The following is a 4,538-nucleotide window of genomic DNA, read 5'->3' as shown; positions in this document are numbered from 1 at the left end:
AAAAAATCTTTCGGAAAATGTTGGTCTACCATTTCGCGGATACGAAAACGGAATTTAGTGGAAATGATACCTATTTGGGCGCCTTGACTTTTCAGTGTTTTCAGTACGGTAACCGTTTCAGGAAAAAAGAAAGTGTTGACAGTCATGTATGTATCTGCTTCCTTTACATATTCTTTTTTATATTCGGCTAATGTTTCGGGAGCAGTGATTCCGCTCAAAAGACTGAATGAATCTTCCAGTGTTTTTCCAATGGTGCGTTTTATGGCTTCATCACTGATGCCCGTATGCCCATGGCGTTCCAGTACATTACGAAAACAGATAACGATGCCGCGTGAAGAATCGGCTAGTGTGTAATCAAAATCAAAAAGGTATGTTGTGTATTTCATTCTTTCAAATTAAACTCATTTTAATGTAATGAATATATTGCCCGGAAGGATCTTGTCAAGGACGGCCTCCACTTAACCAGTGTTTACGATAATAATCTTCATTCAGGCTGCTGATTATGACTCCCCGGCTGGTACTGGCATGGATAAACTTATTATCTTTCAAATAAATACCTACATGACTGGCAATCCGTTTTTTTCTACCGTTATGGAAGAATACCAAATCTCCTTCGCGCAAGTTTCTCTTACTTACTTTATGGCAATCTTGGGTACGTTGGTCATCTGAGTTACGTTTCAGCTTTTTGTGGTATACCTTTTTATATAAATGTGAAGTCAGTCCGGAACAGTCCACTCCCCGTTTGCTGTTACCACCGCCACGGTAGGGGACTCCCAGCCATGCTGCTGATTCTACGTACAGTTGGTGATTGTCTTTCATGTCAATATCCATATTCAGACGGATGGAGGCACGCGCCAGTTCCTTGTAGTTATAACGTGGGGCAGAGGTACCGCATGAAGCCAACAACATGGCCAGTGTACCTAATACCAGCAAATGGGATAGTAGTTTTTTCATTCTGTTACATTAAAATAGTCCTCTAATTCCTTTTCGGCGGAATTCCCTTTATTGTCAATATCTCGGATAATCTTTCCGTTTTCCAACAGAGCGATGCGTGGGCATATATCTACTGTGTGGTTCAGATTATGGCTGGATACCAGTATGGTGGCTCCGGTTTCTTCATTATAAGCTTTCAGTAAATGCTTGATAATGGACTGCGAACTAGGGTCCAGAAAGTTGAACGGTTCATCTAGAATCAGTACCTGCGGTTGGTGCAGCATAGCCGAAATGATACCTATTTTCTGTTTGTTGCCTGCCGAATAGTTACGAATCAGTTTTTTTTGTCCGATGACTTCGCCATTCATAAAACGTTCAAACCTAGCGACACGTTTATCTACTTCTTCTTTTGTTAGCCCGTACATTTTTCCTACAAAGTAGAAATATTCTTCGGGGGTAAGATAATCTATCAGGAAACCTTCGTCAATGAAAGCTCCCGTTATATTTTTCCATTCCTCACTCCGGCTCACATCGATGTTTTCGATATGTACACTGCCTCCGTCGGCTTTCAGCAAGTCCAGCATCAGGCGGAACAGGGTCGTTTTTCCTGCTCCGTTATTGCCCACCAGTCCCAACATGTCACCGCTTTGAATGGAATAATTTTCTATGTCTACAGCCACTTTCGGGCCAAAGTTCTTTTGTAATTGGTTTATTATGATATTCATACGCAATTCGTTTTAACGTGAGTCACGGAAGCCTTCCATATTCTCATAACGGCGCTTCATGAAACGGTTATAGATATTTTTTATCCAAATATTGTGGGTTGCAATCAGTAACAACCCTATAATCATCATGATGATGCAGGCTGTATCCTGTTCAAAGAAAGCCGTCAGAGCTTTGTTGATAATCAAGGGCAGGAAAAAAGCACATGAGATGATAATGGTCTGGAATAAGGAACTTCCCCGATTGCTTCGCATGACATTGGCGTTTAACGGGAGTGTCTTTTTATTGTACACAGCCAGTTGCAGCATCATAGCGAATACGAATCCTGCTGTAAACAGCATATAGGATAGAGCCATGAGGAAGGGTATCTTGCCTTTAGCTACAGGGATCATCATAATCAGGAAAGGGATGAACACGATGATGCAGTTCAGGTAATACTTGGCACGAAGCAAGTTATAGATAGATTCCTTACGGCTCATAAGACCGTCTAGATAGTTGCCCTCAAAAGACATCACTTGCCCCAGGGTCATGATACTTAAAATGGCAAAATTGTATATGCAGATAAAATTTATCATTCCTGTTCCGTCATACACATCCGTGAAGGCAATCAGTGCCGAAAAAGCAAGCATGATGATAAATCCCATGCGGAATTGTGTCTTTACGGTTTTGTTACGGAAACACAGTTTTAGTTCCAGACGTAGATATTCACCTACGTCACCATAGCGGTCCAGGAATTTATATTCGGATACATGCTTCATCTTGGTGTCTTCCACTTTAGCTATTTCATTATAGATGAAGTGTAGCTGTAGCTTGCGATTTACTAGCAGAAGCAACAATATGGCTGCTATGACACCTAGAAAGGAGAGTATGTTTCCTTCTATAAATCCTTCTCCTAGATTCATCATGAACGTGGAAACCGGATTTCCTTCGGGAATAAATTCAGTTCCCGCTAATAATCCGTATACTCCGATCGGGAGAAGTATATAAAGCAATTTCTCATTCAGTAAAGTTTTGCATATCAAATACCAATAACTGTTCATAGCCATCAGAAGCCAAATGCCGCACAGATAGCATAGGATGCCCGTGAATCCATAGAAACGGATAATCGTAAGCAGGGCAAAAGGTACGATCAGGAAAAACCAGAAGAAGTTGTAACTGCTGATTCCGGATTGTAGTAACAGGGTATCCACCAGCTTATTCTTTTTTATTGGCATAAGCAGATAGGGCTTGATTTCTTGCGACATGGCCGGTTGCAGCATGAAGCGTAGCAAAAAATCAAGTATCAGAAGATAAATCAATCCTTGGTTCATGATATGGTAAGGTTCCATGCTGGGAAAGATATCTTCAAAAGCGAAGGACAGCATGACCCCGATAAAGATGAGGTATGCTGCCCAAAATGCGACCATAAAGTAAATTAAAAACTTGGCAAAGCGGTTCCTGTCGAATGCAGGATTCCGCTTGGCTGCAAGTTTTTGATTCTGTCTTATAATAGATAGAAGCATAGGCTTGGATGGGATTATTTTGTTTCTTCCGAAGTCATGCTTACTTCTATACGGTTATTCTGCTCCAACAAGGCTTTGGTAAATTCTTGCAGATCTTTAGCGGTAATGCTGTTTACTATGTCTGCGTAGCCGGTGTTCATATCTGTTCCTTCCCAGAAATATTCATCCAGCATATTTACCCAATAACTGTTTTCTTTGGCATTTTCCTTGTATTTCTTCAGCATGAATTCTTTTACCTTGTTCAAGTTTTCGGTGGACGGACCCTCGTTGGCAAATTGGTTCAGTTCATTCAAAATGATATCCGTCATTTTGGCGCGTTTGGCAGGATCTGTATCGAAATAGATTTGCAGAACCGCTTTCTCTTTTGGATATTTGGTCAGACTGCCGAATGCACTTACACCGTATGTCCCACCTTCTTTTTCGCGTACGCTTTCAGTATACATGATATTCAGTATCTGTGAAAGCATACTCATCATGATTTGGTTTTTCAATGTGTATGCGCATTGCCCGTTGTTGATTACCAATACGGTGGCTTTAGGAGTTTCCAATTTCTTGTTGAAAATGTTCTTATAGTCACCTTGGCGCATATCAATGTGGTTGTCACGGAAGGTTTCTTTGCGATTGACGGAAGGCAGAGCGCCTAAATAAGTCGCAATCAGTGGTTCCGTTTCTTCTGGTTTGATATTTCCTACAAAGATGAAAGTAAAGTCGCTGGCATCTTTGAAACGGTCTTTGTACATCTCCATAATTCTGGCATAGTCAATCTTGTCCACCATGTCGGCTTTCATACGGATAGTACGCGGATGTCCCATATAGAGGGCTTTTTGTAATGTATCCTGTAAGGCAGTCATTGGGTTGGCCTCTTGATTTGCCAAAGATGCTTGTAGACGGTTCTTGAATGAAGTAAATGCATCGTTATCCATTCGTGGAGCCGTGAATGACAAATAGACTAATTGCATCAAGGTCTCAAAATCTTTGGGTGAGCAGCTTCCGCTCAGCCCTTCTGTATTACCACTGACGGAAGCACTTACACTAGCTTTTTTACCTGCCAATACTTTCTCTAGATCAACATTGCTGAAGTTACCCAAGCCGCCGATACTTGCCACATCATTCATGACATTGATATTGATAATTTCATCATTCGGGAACAAGGAACTGCCACCCGGACTGAAAGCTCTCATTCTGATTTCATCCGCTTTGAAGTCGGTTTGCTTTAAGATAACGCGTACTCCATTGGACAGAGTCAAGATAGTAGAACCGAACGGACCATTTTCCTGTTTTGTAATCTTTCCGCCTTGGGGCTTTTCAGGAATCAAAGGTTCATCAGAAACTTTGTCTTCATAAGCAGTCAGTGTTTCAGCTTTTACCTTATTGATAGCA

Annotated in this window: 4 protein-coding genes and 1 pseudogene; all 5 read right to left on the bottom strand. The window is 41.4% G+C overall.

Annotated features, from left to right (window positions below):
• Positions 1 to 386 (bottom strand): annotated as a pseudogene (locus AB5935_RS22730) (HAD hydrolase-like protein); the annotation flags it as partial.
• A 55-nt stretch (positions 387 to 441) separates the two neighbouring features.
• Positions 442 to 954 carry a C40 family peptidase gene (locus AB5935_RS22725; RefSeq protein ID WP_007833537.1) on the bottom strand — a complete coding sequence of 171 codons (513 nt, stop codon included), beginning with the start codon at positions 952 to 954 and terminating at the stop codon, positions 442 to 444.
• Positions 951 to 1,658, bottom strand: coding sequence for an ABC transporter ATP-binding protein (locus tag AB5935_RS22720; protein ID WP_007833538.1), 708 nt, complete (start codon positions 1,656 to 1,658; stop codon positions 951 to 953). The genes AB5935_RS22725 and AB5935_RS22720 overlap by 4 nt, the downstream gene beginning before the upstream one ends.
• Before the next feature lie 12 nt (positions 1,659 to 1,670).
• Positions 1,671 to 3,158 (bottom strand): DUF5687 family protein, encoded by a 1,488-nt coding sequence (locus tag AB5935_RS22715; RefSeq protein ID WP_038609860.1) that lies wholly within the window; start codon positions 3,156 to 3,158, stop codon positions 1,671 to 1,673.
• A gap of 14 nt (positions 3,159 to 3,172) precedes the next feature.
• Positions 3,173 to 4,538 (bottom strand): M16 family metallopeptidase (locus tag AB5935_RS22710; protein WP_368327588.1); only part of this gene is annotated, 1,366 nt, incomplete at its 5' end.

Origin of the sequence: Phocaeicola sp. RTP21198st1_B8_RTP21198_201120, from assembly GCF_040929485.1 — a bacterium.
GTDB lineage: Bacteria > Bacteroidota > Bacteroidia > Bacteroidales > Bacteroidaceae > Phocaeicola > Phocaeicola dorei.
This window is presented reverse-complemented; position numbering and strand designations above follow the sequence as displayed.

What these genes read in the sequence shown, in the direction of transcription:
- AB5935_RS22725 (WP_007833537.1), bottom strand. Translation starts at nt 954, where the DNA reads ATGAAAAAACTACTATCCCATTTGCTGGTATTAGGTACACTGGCCATG.
- AB5935_RS22720 (WP_007833538.1), bottom strand. Translation starts at nt 1,658, where the DNA reads ATGAATATCATAATAAACCAATTACAAAAGAACTTTGGCCCGAAAGTG.
- AB5935_RS22715 (WP_038609860.1), bottom strand. Translation starts at nt 3,158, where the DNA reads ATGCTTCTATCTATTATAAGACAGAATCAAAAACTTGCAGCCAAGCGG.